The 16,423-nt window shown below is 32.4% G+C and carries 17 protein-coding genes; 11 read left to right on the top strand and 6 right to left on the bottom strand.

Translation table 11 applies throughout. The annotated features are described in order from the left end of the window. Positions 1-30: 30 nt before the first annotated feature. Positions 31-1,173 (top strand): BamM family beta-barrel-assembly machinery protein, encoded by a 1,143-nt coding sequence (gene bamM, locus QLQ96_RS00250; RefSeq protein ID WP_482493700.1) that lies wholly within the window; start codon positions 31-33, stop codon positions 1,171-1,173. Between the two features lie 278 nt (positions 1,174-1,451). Here bamM and QLQ96_RS00245 read toward each other — a convergent pair whose 3' ends face one another. From QLQ96_RS00245 to QLQ96_RS00235, 3 genes are all read right to left on the bottom strand, one after another. Further along, on the bottom strand, positions 1,452-2,405 hold the full coding sequence (locus tag QLQ96_RS00245) for a transketolase family protein (RefSeq protein WP_482493699.1): 954 nt from the start codon (positions 2,403-2,405) through the stop codon (positions 1,452-1,454). A 76-nt stretch (positions 2,406-2,481) separates the two neighbouring features. Next, positions 2,482-3,333 (bottom strand): transketolase, encoded by an 852-nt coding sequence (locus tag QLQ96_RS00240; RefSeq protein WP_482493697.1) that lies wholly within the window; start codon positions 3,331-3,333, stop codon positions 2,482-2,484. A 250-nt stretch (positions 3,334-3,583) separates the two neighbouring features. Beyond that, entirely contained in the window at positions 3,584-3,886 is a 303-nt protein-coding gene (locus tag QLQ96_RS00235) for a hypothetical protein (protein ID WP_482493694.1), read from the bottom strand. A gap of 387 nt (positions 3,887-4,273) precedes the next feature. Between QLQ96_RS00235 and tgt the strand changes: the two genes are divergently transcribed. The 10 genes from tgt (at position 4,274) to QLQ96_RS00185 (ending at position 14,568) form a co-directional block, all read left to right on the top strand. Beyond that, on the top strand, positions 4,274-5,404 hold the full coding sequence (tgt, locus tag QLQ96_RS00230; RefSeq protein WP_269237213.1) for a tRNA guanosine(34) transglycosylase Tgt: 1,131 nt from the start codon (positions 4,274-4,276) through the stop codon (positions 5,402-5,404). 96 nt (positions 5,405-5,500) lie between these two features. Beyond that, positions 5,501-6,589 (top strand): LptF/LptG family permease, encoded by a 1,089-nt coding sequence (locus QLQ96_RS00225; protein ID WP_482493692.1) that lies wholly within the window; start codon positions 5,501-5,503, stop codon positions 6,587-6,589. Continuing rightward, the gene (locus QLQ96_RS00220; RefSeq protein WP_482493691.1) at positions 6,576-7,466 is read left to right on the top strand and encodes a DMT family transporter; all 891 of its coding nucleotides are present in this window, start codon (positions 6,576-6,578) and stop codon (positions 7,464-7,466) included. The genes QLQ96_RS00225 and QLQ96_RS00220 overlap by 14 nt, the downstream gene beginning before the upstream one ends. 112 nt (positions 7,467-7,578) lie before the next feature. Next, positions 7,579-8,532, top strand: coding sequence for an acetyl-CoA carboxylase carboxyltransferase subunit alpha (locus tag QLQ96_RS00215; protein ID WP_482493689.1), 954 nt, complete (start codon positions 7,579-7,581; stop codon positions 8,530-8,532). A 140-nt stretch (positions 8,533-8,672) separates the two neighbouring features. Next, positions 8,673-10,217 carry a replicative DNA helicase gene (dnaB, locus tag QLQ96_RS00210; RefSeq protein WP_482493687.1) on the top strand — a complete coding sequence of 515 codons (1,545 nt, stop codon included), beginning with the start codon at positions 8,673-8,675 and terminating at the stop codon, positions 10,215-10,217. A gap of 136 nt (positions 10,218-10,353) precedes the next feature. Next, positions 10,354-10,704 carry a hypothetical protein gene (locus QLQ96_RS00205; RefSeq protein WP_482493685.1) on the top strand — a complete coding sequence of 117 codons (351 nt, stop codon included), beginning with the start codon at positions 10,354-10,356 and terminating at the stop codon, positions 10,702-10,704. Positions 10,705-10,724: 20 nt separating this feature from the next. After that, positions 10,725-11,360 carry a hypothetical protein gene (locus tag QLQ96_RS00200; RefSeq protein ID WP_482493683.1) on the top strand — a complete coding sequence of 212 codons (636 nt, stop codon included), beginning with the start codon at positions 10,725-10,727 and terminating at the stop codon, positions 11,358-11,360. Positions 11,361-11,390: 30 nt separating this feature from the next. Continuing rightward, entirely contained in the window at positions 11,391-12,182 is a 792-nt protein-coding gene (locus tag QLQ96_RS00195) for a sensor histidine kinase (RefSeq protein ID WP_482493682.1), read from the top strand. A 117-nt stretch (positions 12,183-12,299) separates the two neighbouring features. After that, on the top strand, positions 12,300-12,965 hold the full coding sequence (locus QLQ96_RS00190) for a response regulator (RefSeq protein WP_482493680.1): 666 nt from the start codon (positions 12,300-12,302) through the stop codon (positions 12,963-12,965). A gap of 343 nt (positions 12,966-13,308) precedes the next feature. Further along, positions 13,309-14,568 (top strand): asparagine synthetase B, encoded by a 1,260-nt coding sequence (locus tag QLQ96_RS00185; RefSeq protein WP_482493678.1) that lies wholly within the window; start codon positions 13,309-13,311, stop codon positions 14,566-14,568. Position 14,569: 1 nt separating this feature from the next. Here QLQ96_RS00185 and QLQ96_RS00180 read toward each other — a convergent pair whose 3' ends face one another. The 3 genes from QLQ96_RS00180 to QLQ96_RS00170 form a co-directional block, all read right to left on the bottom strand. After that, positions 14,570-15,373 (bottom strand): endonuclease/exonuclease/phosphatase family protein, encoded by an 804-nt coding sequence (locus tag QLQ96_RS00180; RefSeq protein WP_482493676.1) that lies wholly within the window; start codon positions 15,371-15,373, stop codon positions 14,570-14,572. Positions 15,374-15,441: 68 nt separating this feature from the next. Next, the gene (locus QLQ96_RS00175) at positions 15,442-15,609 is read right to left on the bottom strand and encodes a hypothetical protein (protein ID WP_379701285.1); all 168 of its coding nucleotides are present in this window, start codon (positions 15,607-15,609) and stop codon (positions 15,442-15,444) included. 144 nt (positions 15,610-15,753) lie between these two features. Continuing rightward, positions 15,754-16,422 (bottom strand): response regulator, encoded by a 669-nt coding sequence (locus QLQ96_RS00170; protein ID WP_482493673.1) that lies wholly within the window; start codon positions 16,420-16,422, stop codon positions 15,754-15,756. Between the last annotated feature and the right edge of the window lies 1 nt (position 16,423).

Below are 16,423 nucleotides of genomic sequence, written 5' to 3'. Positions count from 1 at the left end.
GTATCTTGCGCACCTAAAAAAATGATAATAATGAATAAATTTAAATATTATTTTGTTTTGTTACTTGCTGGTCTTGCCATCGTTTCTTGTAATAAAAGCGATGATGATGATGTAGTGGTTGTTCCTTTAAGGGATTATGCTGAGCAGTATAAAGCAGATAATGATTCGATTGTAACTTTTTTAAAGACTAATTTTATTACTGTAGACACTCAGACTTTTGATGTTAAAATAGAAAAAATTCCTGCAGATGGGACTCAAACTTCTATTTGGGATCAAACTGATTATCCTTTACAGCATAGAGATGTTTACAGTCATGACGTAACTTATAGAGTTTATTATTTGAAATTAAGAGAAGGTGCTGGAGATAGACCGTGTAATTTTGATGCTATTAAAGCCTCTTATACTGGAACATTTTTAGATAATAAGCAATTTGATAGTTCATACGGATTAGCAGCTGATTTAGATTTGAATATTTACGCGGCGAGACCTACAATTGATGGTTGGGGAGAAATAATGCCTCAATTTAGAACTGGAATTAAAAATTCGCCTAATGATGACGGGACAATTACTTACAGTGATTATGGCGCAGGAGTAATGTTCTTACCTTCAGGTTTGGCATATTATGGAAATCCGCCAGAAGGTATTCCATCATACACATGTATAACTTTTAGTTTTAAATTATTTTCTTTAAAACGTTCTGATCTAGAATATAGTGCTTCTGCTCAAGCAAGTGTGGGTGATGGTGTTCCAAGTTATTTAGAAGATGTTAATGGTGATGGTTATTTATATAATCAAGGAGATACTGCAAGATATCCTAATTTGCCAAAAGAATTAATTGACGATACTGATGGAGATGGAATTCCTGACTTCTTAGATTTTGATGATGATGGAGATGGTTATACAACTAGATTTGAGATTGAAAAACCAGTAGGTGCTCCAGTAACAGGTATTAGTTTTTATTATCCTTTTGATCCAATTGGAGATAATCCTGATACGCCAAATGTAGATGAAACTGAGATTTGGGGTATTCCAAGAAGACCAACAGGAGAGCTTGCAGATCCTTCTAAACCTGAGTCTATAACAAATTCAAGAAAATATGTTCCTGAAGATTATACAACACCAGGACGATTAAGAATTCACCTTGATAAATCATATCCTTATCAAAAGAACTAAAAGTTTATTATAAGAAAGAAAGCCTCGGAATTTATATTTCGAGGCTTTCTTTTTTTACAGGGGTTTCGTTTTGTGTTATAAAACTAATATCAATTTGATTTGTTTTAAACTTATTTGCATATGAAACATACTATTCAAACGTTTCTCTGGAACGTATTATGGATCGAATTTCAAATTGTTCTACCAACCATACATTACTACGGAATGAGTCTTGTTTTTAATGAAAAAAGCCTCGAAATGTAAATTTCGAGGCTTTTTCTATAGTAAGAAAACTAAAATTATTTTCTTTTAATAACTCTTTCTACAGCTTCAACAATCGCTTGATTGTTTAATTTGTATTTCTCCATTAATTGCTCTGGAGTTCCAGATTCTCCGAAACTATCATTAACAGCTACAAATTCTTGTGGAGTTGGTTGGTGTAATGCTAATACTCCAGAAACGCTTTCTCCAAGACCTCCAAGATAGTTGTGCTCTTCTGCAGTAACTACACATTTAGTTTTAGCAACTGATTTTAAAATAGCGTCTTTATCAAGAGGTTTAATAGTATGAATATTGATTACTTCAGCAGAAATTCCTTTTGCTTCAAGAGCTTCAGCAGCAATAAGCGCTTCCCAAACTAAGTGTCCTGTTGCAATAATAGTAACATCTGTTCCTTCGTTTAAAAGGATTGCTTTTCCAATTACGAAAGGCTCGTCAGCAGGAGTGAAGTTAGGCACAACTGGACGTCCAAAACGTAAATAAGCTGGACCGTGGTGATCTGCTAATGCCAAAGTTGCAGCTTTAGTTTGGTTGTAATCGCAAGTATTGATTACAGTCATCCCTGGCAACATTTTCATTAAACCAATATCTTCTAAGATTTGGTGAGTTGCTCCGTCTTCTCCTAAAGTTAAACCAGCGTGAGAAGCACAGATTTTTACGTTTTTGTCTGAGTAAGCAACAGATTGACGAATTTGGTCGTAAACTCTTCCTGTAGAAAAGTTAGCGAAAGTTCCTGTAAAAGGAATTTTTCCACCAATTGTTAAACCTGCAGCGATTCCGATCATGTTAGCTTCAGCGATTCCGATTTGGAAAAAACGCTCTGGGTGATTTTTTTTGAATTCATCAAATTTTAATGATCCAATTAAGTCAGCACATAATGCTACAACATTTTCGTTTTTTTGACCTAATTCAGTCATTCCCGCTCCAAAACCTGAACGAGTATCTTTACTTCCTGTATTTGTGTATTTTTTCATTTTTGTTCTTTTGCTGTACGCAATAGGCTATATGCAATAGGCTTAAAGCTTAATGCTTATGGCTTAAAGCTATTTTTTAGTAATCAACTTGATCTTTAGAGTAATTTTGAGCTAATGCAGCAGCCAACTGATCGTTGTTTGGAGCTTTACCGTGCCAAGCGTGTGTGTGCATCATGAAATCTACACCGTTACCCATTTCAGTATATAATAAAATACAAACTGGTTTTCCTTTTCCTGTTCTTGATTTAGCATCAGTCAATCCAGCGATGATAGCATCAATATTGTTTCCTTCTTTAATTTCTAAAACATCCCAGTCAAAAGCTTCAAATTTAGCTTTTAGGCTTCCCATTGGAAGAACTTCGTCAGTTGTTCCGTCAATTTGTTTTCCGTTTACGTCAACTGTTGCGATTAAGTTGTCTACTTTTTTTGCAGATGCGTACATAATTGCTTCCCAGTTTTGACCTTCTTGCAATTCTCCGTCTCCGTGTAAAGTATAAATTAAGTGATTGTCACCGTTTAATTTTTTAGCTTGTGCTGCTCCAAGAGCAACAGATAAACCTTGTCCTAATGAGCCAGATGCAATACGAACTCCAGGTAAACCTTCGTGAGTTGTAGGGTGTCCTTGTAAACGAGAATCTAGTAATCTAAAAGTTGCAAGTTCTGAAATAGGGAAATATCCGCTACGTGCTAAGACGCTATAAAATACTGGTGAGATATGACCATTTGAAAGGAAAAATAAATCCTCTCCAATTCCATTCATATCAAAACCTTCTTTGCGGTCCATTATGTTTTGATATAGTGTTACCAAAAATTCAGTACAACCTAAAGAACCACCTGGGTGTCCAGAGTTTACAGCATGTACCATTCTAAGAATATCTCTTCTTACTTGGATCGTTAAATCGCTTAATTGTTGTGTGTTAGGCTTCATTTTATATGTAAAGGTTAAACTGAAGCAAAAGTAAACGTTATTTTGCGGGGAGACAAATCATTTTTTGCTTTAGTTTTACAGCAATTGTTAAATTTCGGAAGTTTTTTTGCATTAAGAAGAAAAATATAACGATACTTTTGCTTTATAAATTTTTATAAGTGTGTTTTTTACGGTTTTAATTTGAAAAATAAAAAAATCCTGCATTTGCAAGATTTTTAGTTTTAAAATAAAATTCAATATTTTGTTAGTCTTATTCGGTGTCTCCTTCGCTGTAAAAATTATTTTCTTCGTCTTCTGAACCTATTTCTTCTTGTTCGTCGTCTAATTCAGAACCAGGGACATCTAAATCATTTCCGATCTTATCACTGTTTTGTTTCCATTCGTGATTGTTATCATTGACAATTCTTTCTCCAGAAATATCTTGTGGGTCAATATCTTCTAATCTTTCTTCTTGATTATAGATATCTTCATTTGCATCATAATTCATTTCTTCAAGGTTTCTTTCAATTTGGTCGTCCTTGATTTGGTCTAATTTTTCATCTGCGTTTATCATGATTCTAAATTTTTTTGTTGAATATTAAAATTACAAAATGAATCATGGAAATTGTTATACTTTAATAATCTAACATTTGCAGTTTTTACATTATTTGCTAATAAATTTTCTTGAAAACCCGTTTGCGTTAGGGATAGAAGCGGCATCCTTTTGCGACATGAAAAAGTTCTTGATTGAAAACTAAACTAACTGGAGCAAAAGATATAGCGGATAGCCCGACCGTTAGGGAACGCCCAAATATCGAAAATCCAAATCTTCAAATTCTAAATTCTAAAACATAGAATCTGAAATTAAGAAAACATTAGCTAATTTTCTAATTGACAAATTTTCTAATTCATAAAATTTCCCTGAAATTAAACTATCTTTGCGCTCTGAAAAAAGAAACAGATGAAGTTTGATTTATTACAAAAAGATCCGCAGTCTAAGGCAAGAGCGGGTAGTATTACAACAGATCACGGAGTTATAGAAACTCCTATTTTTATGCCAGTTGGTACTGTCGCTTCTGTAAAAGGAGTGCATCAGCGTGAATTGAAAGACGATATAAATCCGGATATTATTCTAGGAAATACCTATCATTTATATTTACGTCCGCAGACCGAAATTCTTGAAAAAGCGGGTGGATTGCATAAATTCATGAACTGGGATCGTAATATTTTGACTGATTCTGGAGGATATCAAGTATATTCTCTTTCTTCAAACAGAAAAATTAAGGAAGAAGGGGTGAAGTTTAAATCGCATATTGACGGTTCTTACCACTTTTTTACACCAGAAAATGTAATGGAAATTCAGCGTACAATTGGAGCTGATATTATCATGGCTTTTGATGAATGTACGCCTTATCCTTGTGATTATCGCTACGCACAGCGTTCTATGCACATGACGCACCGTTGGTTGGATCGTTGTATTAATCATTTGGAAAAAGTTCCTTATAAATATGGTTACGAACAAACGTTTTTTCCGATTGTTCAAGGAAGTACGTATAAAGATTTACGCCGTCAGTCGGCTGAATATATTGCAAATTCTGGTCAGCAAGGAAATGCAATCGGTGGACTTTCTGTTGGTGAGCCAGCTGAAGAAATGTACGCTATGACTGAAGTGGTTTGCGAAATTCTTCCAGAAGATAAACCTCGTTATTTAATGGGAGTTGGAACACCAATTAATATTTTAGAAAATATCGCGTTAGGAATTGATATGTTTGACTGCGTTATGCCAACGCGTAATGCAAGAAACGGTATGTTGTTTACAGCAAACGGAACAATCAATATCAAAAATAAAAAGTGGGAAGCAGATTTTTCTCCAATCGATGAAATGGGGCATACGTTTGTGGATACAGAATATTCAAAAGCGTATTTGCGTCACTTATTTGCTGCGAATGAATATTTAGGAAAACAAATTGCAACGATTCATAATCTTGGTTTTTATATGTGGTTGGTTCGTGAAGCTAGAAAACATATCTTAGCTGGAGATTTTAGACCATGGAAAGAAATGATGGTTAAAAATATGAGCCAAAGACTTTAAGAAAGTTATAAATTATGAGTTATGAATTATAAGTTCGCTTGTATCATATAATTTTATTCACTCATAATTCATAACTCATAATTCATAATTTAAAATATGCTATCAATAATAGATAAATACATCTTAAAAAGATATTTAGGGACTTTCTCTGTGATGCTGCTTTTGTTTGCGCCAATTGGGATCGTTATTGATGTTTCTGAAAAGGTAAATAAAATGTTGGAAAACAAGATTCCGTTTCCTGATATTGCTTTCTATTATTACAATTTTACGATTTACTTTATTAATTCGCTATTCCCGATATTCTTGTTTTTATCGGTGATTTGGTTTACTTCAAAACTGGCGAATAATACAGAAATTATTGCAGTTTTAAGTTCTGGTATTTCATATACTCGTTTCTTGCGTCCTTATATTATAGGTGCAACTATCGTTTCGATTTTTGTGCTGCTAATGGGGTTTTTTATTGTTCCTGCGGCAAGTGAAGGCTACAATAATTTTAGATATACGTATCTGAAAGGAAACGGAAAAGAACTCATGAGGGGTGAAAACACCAATGTTTTCAGACAAATTAATGATCATGATTTTATTTTTGTAAACAGTTTTAATGAAGAATCTAAAACGGCTTTCAATTTTTCTTTAGAACATTTTGAAAAAGAAAAATTGACCTATAAAATTACTGCAAGCCGTATTAAATGGGATCCTAAAAAGAAGACTTACATTTTATACGATTATACTAAAAGAACAATAGGAGATTTGAATGATGTAATTGAAAAATCTCCTGAAAAAAATGTTCCTTTTAAATTTGAATTGGCCGATTTAACTCCAGTTGTTTATATTGCTGAAACGCTGACTTTAGGCAAACTGATTGATTTTATTGAAAAGGAAAGAAAAAGAGGTTCTGGAAACATTAATACCTATTTGGTTGTTCTTTATAAAAAATACAGTATTCCTGTTTCAGCATTTATTTTGACGATTATTGCGGTTTCGGTTTCTTCGATGAAACGCCGTGGAGGAATGGGAATGAACCTTGCAATTGGAATTGCAATCGCGTTTTCTTTTGTATTCTTTGATAAAATCTTTGGTACACTTGCCGAAAAATCTACATTTTCACCTTTATTAGCTGTTTGGTTTCCGAATATTGTTTTTGGAGTCTTAGCAGTTTATTTGTTACGTAATGCGAAACGATAATTTAAAAAGTTATTTAAATCTCCATTTAATTGTTTTTATCTGGGGTTTTACAGCCATTTTAGGTGCTTTAATTACTATTGATGCTGATAATCTGGTTTGGTATAGAATGTTGATTGCCATGATTTTTCTTGGCGGATTTATTGCGTTTAAAAAACAATCATTTAAGGTTCCTGTAAAAGAATTGTTTAAATTGGTTTTCGTCGGATTATTGATTGCCTTACATTGGATTTTCTTTTTTAAAGCAATTCATGTTTCCAATGTCTCAATTACGCTTTCCATATTTTCTCTTGGGGCATTTTTTGCTTCATTATTAGAACCATTATTTTACGGAAGAAAAGTGCTGTGGTACGAAGTTTTCTTCGGACTTATCATTATAGCAGGGTTAGGATTGATTCTTCAAGTTGAAATAAAATATCTGACAGGAGTTTACTACGCCTTGGCAGCCATTATTTTAGGAGTTTTATTTACTTTAATGAATGGAAAATTAATCTCAGATCATGAACCGTCTGTAATTACTTTTTATGAATTTGGAGCAGGCGTTTTCTTTATCACAATTTATTTCTTATTTCAAGGAAAATTTACAGTAGATTTCTTCGAATTGTCTTTAAATAACTGGATTTTATTATTGATTCTAGCTTCAATTTGTACTGCGTATGCTTTTACAGCTTCTGTAAAAGTGATGCAGCGATTAACGCCATATACAGTAATGTTAACCACAAATTTAGAGCCAGTTTACGGAATAGTTTTGGCCTATTTTATCTTGGGAGGAAAAGAAAAAATGAGTGTCGAATTTTACATCGGAGCTGTCATAATTATCATCACAGTTATACTAAACGGTGTTTTCAAACATTATCAGAATAAGAAAGAAAACTTGTAATAGTTTACTTATTTTTAAATTGCATTTTTATACTTTAAATAACAATTAACTTCGCCAATGATATAATATTTTTATATTTGCGGTTCGATTTACAAACAAAATTCAAAAATCCATGGAATATTTAGATTTTGAGCTTCCAATTAAAGAACTTGAAGACCAGTTAGAAAAGTGCGTTATTATTGGAAAAGAATCTGACGTTGATGTAACGCCAACTTGCAAGGAAATCAACAAGAAATTAGAGCAGACTAAGAAAGATATATACAAAAACCTTACGGCTTGGCAGAGGGTACAATTGTCAAGACACCCAAATAGACCTTATACTTTAGACTATATTAAAGCAATTTGCGGAGATACTTTTTTAGAACTTCATGGAGACAGAGGTTTTAAAGATGACAAAGCGATGGTTGGTGGTCTTGGTAAAGTAAACGGACAGTCGTTTATGATTGTAGGTCAGCAAAAAGGTTTTAATACTAAAACACGTCAATATCGTAACTTTGGTATGGCTAATCCTGAAGGATACCGCAAAGCTTTGCGTTTGATGAAAATGGCAGAGAAATTCGGAATTCCAGTTCTTACTTTAGTAGATACTCCAGGTGCATATCCAGGACTTGAAGCAGAAGAAAGAGGACAAGGAGAAGCTATTGCTAGAAATATTTTCGAAATGGTTCGTCTACAAGTGCCAATTATCACAATCATTGTTGGTGAGGGTGCTTCTGGTGGAGCTTTAGGAATTGGCGTTGGTGATAAAGTTTATATGTTAGAAAATACTTGGTACTCTGTAATTTCTCCAGAATCTTGCTCTTCTATTTTATGGAAAAGCTGGGAATATAAAGAGCGTGCAGCAGAAGCTTTAAAACTGACTTCTTCTGATATGAAAAAACAAAAATTAGTTGATGATGTAATTCCAGAACCATTAGGAGGAGCACATTATGATAGAGAAACTACTTTTAAAACAGTAGCGGAATATATTACTAAAGGATATAACGAATTGAAAGACTTATCAACAGCCGACTTAATTGCCCAGAGAATGGACAAATACAGTAATATGGGCGAGTATAAAGAATAAATTCATATTAAATGATTAAAAATCCGAAGCCCTACGGTTTCGGATTTTTTTTTGGTTGTCAACAAAAAAACTTATTTATCAACAAAAAACTAGTTATAACTCGATAGCAGATTTTTTTTAAATTTCGCTACTTTCGCTATATGGAAAATTTCAAAAACTTAAACCCTGTTAAGGTCGACAAAACCACAATTATCAATTTAGAAAAAGGAAAATTGCCTCCGCAAGCTCTTGAATTAGAAGAAGCTGTGTTGGGTGCTATGATGATTGATAAAAAAGGGGTAGATGATGTAATTGATATTTTGCAGCCCGATGCTTTTTACAAAGATGCACATAAACATATTTTTGAAGCGATTTTACAACTTTTTACCGAAACTCAACCAATCGATATCTTAACAGTTTCGACTCAGTTAAAGAAAAATGGAAAGTTGGATTTAGCTGGAGGAGATTTTTATTTAATTCAGCTTACGCAGAAAATTGCGTCTTCTGCCCATATTGAATTTCACTCTCGTATTATTCTTCAAAAATTCATTCAGAGAAGTTTGATTAGAATTTCTTCAGAAATTATTGAAGAATCGTATGATGAAAGTACCGACGTTTTTGATTTATTGGATAAAGCCGAGTCTAAATTATACGAAGTAACACAAGGAAATATCAAGCGTAGTTCTGAAACTGCACAGAGTTTAGTTTTACAAGCTAAAAAGAAAATTGAAGAGATTTCTAAAAAAGAGGGGTTAAGTGGTGTAGAAACTGGTTTTACTAATTTAGACAAGCTGACTTCTGGATGGCAACCGAGTGATTTAATTATTATTGCGGCAAGACCAGCGATGGGAAAAACGGCATTTGTACTTTCTATGGCCAGAAATATTGCGATCCAATTTGGACATGCAGTAGCTTTGTTTTCTCTAGAGATGGCATCTGTCCAGTTGATTACCAGGTTAATTTCTTCTGAAACAGGGTTGTCATCAGAAAAATTGCGTACAGGTAAATTAGAGGCGCATGAATGGACAATGTTGAGTACTAAGGTGAAAGATTTAGAGAAAGCACCTTTGTTTATTGATGATACACCATCACTTTCTATCTTCGATTTAAGAGCAAAGTGCCGTCGTTTGGCGTCGCAGCATGGTATTAAAATTATTATTATTGATTATTTGCAGTTAATGACTGCGGGAGGAAATAATAAAGGAGGAGGAAATCGTGAGCAGGAAATCTCGACAATTTCCCGAAACTTAAAAGCTTTGGCAAAAGAACTTAACGTTCCAGTTATTGCACTTTCTCAGTTATCGCGTGCCGTTGAGACGCGTGGTTCTAGTAAAAGACCTTTACTTTCGGATCTTCGTGAATCTGGAGCGATTGAGCAGGATGCTGATATCGTTTCGTTTTTATACCGCCCAGAATATTATAAAATTGAAGAATGGGATGATGAAGAAGCTTCGCCAACTGCTGGTCAGGCTGAAATTATGATTGCAAAACACCGTAATGGTGGTATTGAAAACATTCGTTTGAAATTTTTAGGACACTTAGGAAAGTTTGATAATCTTGATGAATTTACGGGTAGTTATGATGATTTGCCATCAAAAATGAATCATGATGATAATCCGTTTATCACTAATAATCTCCCATCAGCTAATGAAGCCTTCGGAAGTAACTTAAATGACGATGACGACGATAGCGATGTTCCATTCTAAAAAAACAAAAGCCTTATTTATTAAGGTTTTTTTTATGTTTTTGCGTTAATGTTCTAATAAAAATCAGTAGTTTAGCTAAACCAATTATAAACTATTAAATTTTTATTTAATTATTAACCATTAACAAATTTAAATTATGAATGAAGAAACTTTTCCGGGACCTATCCAGATTTCGGTAACAACTGCAAAAGAGTGGGAAAAAAGGTATAATAATGATACCACTATTGAAGACTCTAAGAAAAAAGTAAAAGCTTTTTTAATACCAAGAGAAAGTTTAGAGAAAGTATTAAAACTTGAGACAGAAGCTGTTTGGGCTTATCTTGGTATAAACGATCAAAATGAAAAAACATTAGTTTTTGTTGGTGCGGAATACGATAAAGAAGCTAAGAAATGGGTTAATGTATACGGCACAGGAGATGGTGTAGGAGGTGGTGAAGGAGCTGAAGAGGTTGCATACGATGGTTCACGTCCAAGCCCACCTTTTTAATTTTTCACATAGTATAAAAAATGATTGATTTTTTAATATATTCAGGTTATTTGATTTTATTAATTGATCTTGTACTATATTCATTTAGCTTTTTCCGAAAGGGAAAAGCTAATGTTTTTTTAGTATCTTATTTGGCATTTATATTTTTAATACAAATTTCTATGGAAATATTGTATTATCTTAAAATGAATAATTTGTTCTTAGTCAATAGTTTTTTTATTGGCCAAATGATATTGTTGAGTTTATTTTATAGTTCAATCTTAAATGTTAAAGTTCAAAAGCAATTTGTGAAAATTTGTCTAATTCTAGCTTTGCTAGTATTAACTATACAATTTGTTAATGAGCCAAATGAGTTTTTGAAGTTTAATTTATTTGAAATTACATTGACATCACTCTTAATTGTTGTTTTCGCACTGTTACATTTCTACAATATGCTGACAGAAAGCAAAATTTATTATTACGTAAATATTGGAATAATACTGTACTTGCTATCTAGCACAGTATTGTTTATTATTGGAAATTTGACATCAGCACTAAATAATGAAGTAAAATATTTGAGCTGGCAGTTAAACGCATTTTTAAATATCATCTATTATCTTTTTATTTTTTATGAATGGAAAGTAAGTTTTTTAAAAAAAGAAAGTTTGCAAAGCTAATTTGTAATTATTTAATTAAAATAAACTGATATGGGGATAGGTCATATTTCTGATAAAGAGCTTGTTGTCATAATATTATATATCTCTTTGTTTTTTATAATTGTTGCAATCGCATTAATTATATTCTTTTATTTTTCTAGAAAAAAAATCATTCAGAAAGAATTAGAGAAAATAGATTTAATACTTCGATATCAAAAAGAACAATTGCATGCTATTATTGTTACTCAAGAAGAAGAACGCAAAAGGATTGCACAAGATCTTCATGACGATATTAGTTCAAAATTAAATATTGTTTCTTTAAACAGTCATTTACTCACAGCTCCAAACCTGACTGAAACAGAGACTGCTGAGATTACAGAAAATATAATCAACTTAACCACCAAAGCTTTAGAAAATTCTAGAAAGATTGCTCATAATTTGTTGCCGCCAGTTTTTGAGAAATTTGGCTTGCATGCAGGTGTTGAAGAGTTATGTGGGGAGTTTGAAAGCAGTAAATCTGTCAAAACACATTATGTAAACGAGATTGACTTTGACGATAAAGACATAGATCGACATTTGCATGTTTTTAGAATCTTGCAAGAACTCATGAACAATTCAGTCCGTCATGGAAAAGCTTCAGAAATATGGATTTCTTTTGCCAACAAAGACGGAATAAATACCTGCGATTATGAAGATAACGGCGTTGGTTTCGATAGTTCAAATACTGAAAATCAAAAAGGCTTGGGAATGAAAAATATTGATAGCCGAATATCGTTTTTGGAAGGAACAATAGAAATTAACTCTGAAATCGATAAAGGAATTGCCGTGATTTTTACTTTTTAAACTCAATTTAACAATTTTATTAAGGTTTTTAGTCAATAAATCTAAGTCATTTAGACTTTATCTAAATCATATTTTGTAATTTCGAGAAACCAAAATAAACGACCAAAACCAAATAAGATGAATGCTACTATTAAAATTGCCCTAGTAGATGATGAAATTTTGTTTCGAAAAGGAATTTCTTTTTTGTTGCAGAGAGAACAAAATATTGACGTTATTTTTGAAGCATCTAATGGAGATGAGCTCATTTCTCAACTACACGAAAGAGAAATTAAGCCCGATATAATAATAATGGATTTGAAGATGCCGGTTTTAAACGGAGTCGAAGCCACTAAAATTATTCGAAAACTATTTCCCGATATTAAGATTATTGCGTTGACTAGCTACGATACAAAATCTTTTATTGCGAATATGATTCAGGTCGGAGCTGTTGCCTACTTAATTAAAAATACCACTCCAAAAGATTTAATTCATACGATCAACGAAGTAGCGAAAAAAGGATTCTATTATAATGAAAATGTTTTAAAAACAATTCAGGAAACTATAGTTTCTCCTAAAAATACACGAGGCGGTTTAGAAACCAATTTCCTTTCACCTCGTGAGATTGAAATTCTGCAATTAATTTGTCAGCAGAAAACTACTGCAGAGATTGCAGAGCATCTTTTTTTAAGTCCCAGAACTATAGAAGGCCATAGGAATAATTTATTGCTTAAAACAGAATCACGAAATATCGCTGGTTTGGTTGTTTATGCTATCCAAAATGAATTAGCAGTTTTGACAATTTAAAAAATTATGCTGTCAAAAACTGAATTGACAAAACATAGTATAATATTATTGTTATTACAAGCACACATAAACCTATTTTCTGAATCATGTTCAGACCCTTTTGGTTGTTACTTTCATTAAACTTCATAGTTGGTTATTTTTACAGCGATTAGTTCTATGAACCTGGGATAGCAAATTTATAGAGAATATTTTATCACAGTACAGGTGTTTTTACCTGTTTTTTAGTGGTTTAAAATGATCTTTTTTAACGTTTTTTTTATTTAACATTCAATTATGCCAGAAAAGGTTCTTAGGGTTCTTTTTTTGCCGGTGCCTTTTATATCTTTACTAAAATAATTTTCTGATGAATAAGAGTTTATTCTACATTTTTATACTACTAGTTACATTTAACGCAAGGGCTTCGTTTATATTGCTTCCAATGGATGAATCGACGCAGCAAAATCATTTAAAAGCATACGGCATTACTTATTGGTGTTTAAGTAGGGATTATAAAGCAAGTTGGCTTTTAAATTACCGTGGTGGGTCTTTTTTACTTCCTGATGCTGATGAGATTAGAAAAGAATGTAAAATAAGAGGAGTTAGTTTTGAAATAATTTCAGATAGTGAACAGGTCTCTATTTTAAATGAAATTTCGAGTCCTTCTCAAAATATGGAATCTGTTATTTTAGAAAAAGCACCAAAAATTGCGGTTTACACTCCAAAAGGGAAACAGCCTTGGGATGATGCTGTAACTTTGGTTCTAACGTATGCCGAAATTCCTTTTACACCAATTTATGATGAAGAAGTTTTAAGCGATCAGTTATTGATGTACGATTGGCTTCACTTGCATCACGAAGATTTTACAGGACAATACGGAAAATTTTACGCAGCTTATAAAAATACACCCTGGTATATTGACCAAAAAAGAGATGCCGAAGCTTTGGCCACAAAACTTGGATATGAAAAAGTGTCTCAGGAAAAAGGAGCTGTTGCAAAAAAAATTAGAGATTTTGTTATTGGTGGTGGTTTCATGTTTGCCATGTGCTCAGCAACAGATAGTTTTGATATCGCACTTGCTGCTGATGGAGTAGATATTTGTGAAACTATGTTTGACGGAGATCCTAGTGAATCTAATTATCAGTCAAAATTAAATTATAATAATTCTTTTGCTTTCAAGAACTTTACTCTAGAAAGAAGGCCAGAAGTCTATGAGTTTTCAGATATCGATATGACTACTAAAAGGCGAGTAATGATGGACAAAGATTATTTTACTTTAATGGAATTCTCTGCAAAATGGGATCCGATTCCGAGTATGTTATGCCAAAATCATACGCAATTGGTAAAAGGTTTTATGGGGCAGACCACTTCTTTTGATACTTCATTAATAAAGTCCAATATTTTGATTATGGGAACTTGCGAATTAAATGGCGAGTCGCGATATATTCATGGAGAAAAAGGGAAGGGGATGTTTACTTTTTTTGGAGGACATGATCCTGAAGATTTTCAACATCAGGTTGGTGATCCGCCAACGGTTTTAGATTTACATCCTAATTCGCCTGGATATAGGCTGATTTTGAATAATGTTTTGTTTCCTGCGGCTAGAAAAAAGAAACTTAAAACCTAAATTAGTTTAGCGAAAACTCAAACCAGATTGGAATGTGATCAGATATTTTTCTTGCATTTTGCAGGGAATCAAAGCCTTCGTAGAATTTAATTACTCCAGAATTGCTGACTTTTATATTTGATGTTTTATAAAAGATATTATCAAATTCAGATGCAAGACAGATATTGTTTTTGCATTTGTGTTTAAGAGTTGTTTTTTGATTTTTTAATACAGAAGCATATCCCATTTTTTTTAACGGATTAAAAACGGTGTGTTTCTCAGGACAGTTAAAATCACCTAAGAAGACAAGATTTAAATCTGAATATTCGTTAGGTAAAAATTTAAAAAATTTGATTTCAGTTTCGGGCTGTTTTTTTTGTGTTATTGCATGAAAATTGACAAGGGTAATGGTCTTTTTGTTGATTTCAAACGTAGCAAAATAGGGCTCGCGATCAATTTCTACGCTAAATTTTTTCTCAAGCCAAGGTTTATTTTTTAATTTGGCTTTATTCGTTTTCCAAATAAATGCGTAGCGTTCCGTTTTATAACTGCTGCCAGAGGTAGGATCACTTACTTTATAGCCCCACTTATTCCCTTTTTGATTAAGTAATTCTGCAAGCTTTGCAACTGCTTGAGCGCCACCGTTTCCGGCAACAACTTCTTGAATGGCAATTATATCGTAGTTTGAAACGGTTTTGGCAATATAATTTAAATGTATAGCAGATTTAGATTTTCCAAAGTTCTCTAAATTCCATGACAGGACTTTGGTTTGTGCAAAAGATAAAAATGTAAATAATAATAAGAGAAGGCTAAGAATTTTTTTCATGTAAAATGGAGTGAAACTAAGATATGAATCTTCTTTTCATGCAATAATTAAGCCTTTCTTAAAATTAATTAATGTTTTTTATATCGATTTTTTAGTGCCGTTCCGATAATTATAATTTGCAATACTAATAATGCAGGAATAAATATTATTTTCCAATCAATTTCCAGCCAGCCAGTTTTTTCAGAAATAACAGCGAAACTCATTGATAGAAAGAGGCAAAGTAACATTGTTTTCATAACTATTCTATTTTGTGTAGTATTAATTCGGGAAAATATAATACTAGCTTTACTTTTTGGTTTCATTACTCGTTAGTAGATTATCACAAATTTAGCGGTATAAAAAGTGTAATCCTTACGGAAACCCGTAAAACGCTATAAAAATTATACTAATCCAAAATCTTTTGCAATGGCAATTAAATGCACGTTATTGTTAGCCTTAAAGTAAATTTTCAATTTATTTATTCTTTTTTCAATACTGCTTGTTCCGTTTGGTGTTATAGATAAATCTTTAAACTCTTTAGAAATACTTTCTAAAATGTAACCTTGCGATAAAAGTTTTAGAATTGAAATATCATACGACTCAATTTCGATTAATGCTTTATCATTAAAATTAAAAGACAAATCTGAAGAAAGTATTTTTTCTTCGTTTTTAAATGTACTTTCAATAGCATTTCTAAGTTCAACAATACTATTTCTTCCTTTAGTAACATAAGCATTAATGCCAAGTTCGTTAAAAAGAGTTTTAATTCGGTAACTTTTGTCTTCTATAGAAAAAACAATCTTTTTAATTTTTGGCTGAACTTTGTTAATAGCATCTATAAGTTCGTCACCGCTACTTAAATCTACTTTTCTGTGATCAGATTTAAAAGATAAATCTGTAATCAATAAATCATAGGGTTCTTTATCAGCCAATGCCTTTTTCGCTTTGAGCAAACCTTCGTCACAATATTTAACATGATGAATTACAGGAACTTGTAATTCTTCAAGTACTTGAACAACTGCAATGCTAATGCTATCTAGATCTTCGGCAACTAAAACTTTTTTAAACATA

It is taken from the genome of Flavobacterium sp. B167r (assembly GCF_056824315.1).
The sequence above is the reverse complement of the archived record's forward strand: the minus strand, read 5'-3'. Positions and strand labels throughout refer to the sequence as shown.